The organism is Pseudomonas shirazensis, assembly GCF_050496565.1.
In the GTDB taxonomy this organism is placed as follows: Bacteria; Pseudomonadota; Gammaproteobacteria; order Pseudomonadales; family Pseudomonadaceae; genus Aquipseudomonas; species Aquipseudomonas shirazensis_A.
This window is the reverse complement of record NZ_JBNWAE010000040.1, coordinates 1-1102: the sequence shown is the minus strand read 5'-3', so window position 1 is coordinate 1102 and position 1102 is coordinate 1. Positions and strand designations below refer to the sequence as shown.

The window sequence follows — 1102 nt, the reverse complement described above, 5'->3', positions numbered from 1 at the left end:
TTTCAGGAGGAGTCAATGGATTCAGGTAAAAGGCGGAGTCAGCGTGATTACACGCTAGCCTTTAAATTATCGGTCGTCGATCAGGTTGAAGGAGGCGAGCTGACTTATCGAGAAGCACAGCAGCGCTATGGCATTCAGGGCCGGTGCACGGTGTTAGTCTGGCTACGCAAACATGGCCGCCAAGACTGGAGTCAGGGGGCATTAATCAGAGAGCCTAGGAACAGGTCCATGACCGAACCAACCCTCCCACAGACGCCTGAACAGCGGATCAAAGAGCTCGAAGAGCAACTGAAGGAGAGCAATAAAAAAGCTCAGTTCCTCGAAGCCGTCGTGAACGTCTTAAAAAATGACTACGGTATTGCCGTAGTAAAAAAGCCTTCCGGCAAGTCCTCTCCCAAGGGCAAATCCCAGAGCTGAGCATCACCAGGGCTTGCCTGTTCATGGGGATTTCGCGCCAAGCGTATTACAAACGCAATCGAGCGCTTGATGCCAGAGCGTGCCAAGACCGAGCGGTGTTGGACTTCGTTCTTGAGAAACGCCGCCGCCAGCCAAGGCTAGGTACGCGCAAGCTGCATTACTTAATGAGCTCAGAGGCTGAGCTGCCGCTGCGGGTGGGCAGGGACCGGCTGTTCGCCATCCTGCGCAACGCTCGAGAACTGGTCGTGCGTAAGCGGGCATATCACAAGACGACGAATAGTCATCATCGCTTTCGCCGGCATCCTAACCTGCTCAAAGCCGGCCCAGAGCAAACAGTGGCCAGTAGACCTGAACAGGTTTGGGTCGCCGATATCACCTTCCTGCCGACGCAGGAGAGCGTGGTCTATGTAAGTCTGGTGACAGACGCTTACTCGCGCAAAATCGTGGGCCATCATGTGCATGAGAGCCTGCATACCGAGTCAGTAATCCAAGCGATGGTAAAGGCCGTTGGCCAACGCAAAACCAAGCTACCGCTAATCCACCACTCCGATCGCGGAGCCCAATATTGCTCTGAGCTCTATCAACGGTTACACGCCAAGCACGGGATCAGATGCTCAATGACCGATGGATATGACTGTTATCAGAATGCGATGGCGGAGAGGGTAAATGGCATTTTGAAGACTGA

1 pseudogene is annotated in these 1102 nt (G+C 54.0%); it reads left to right on the top strand.

The window, feature by feature from the left end:
- Positions 1-15: 15 nt before the first annotated feature.
- Positions 16-1102 (top strand): annotated as a pseudogene (locus ACQZ2L_RS25020) (IS3 family transposase); the annotation flags it as partial.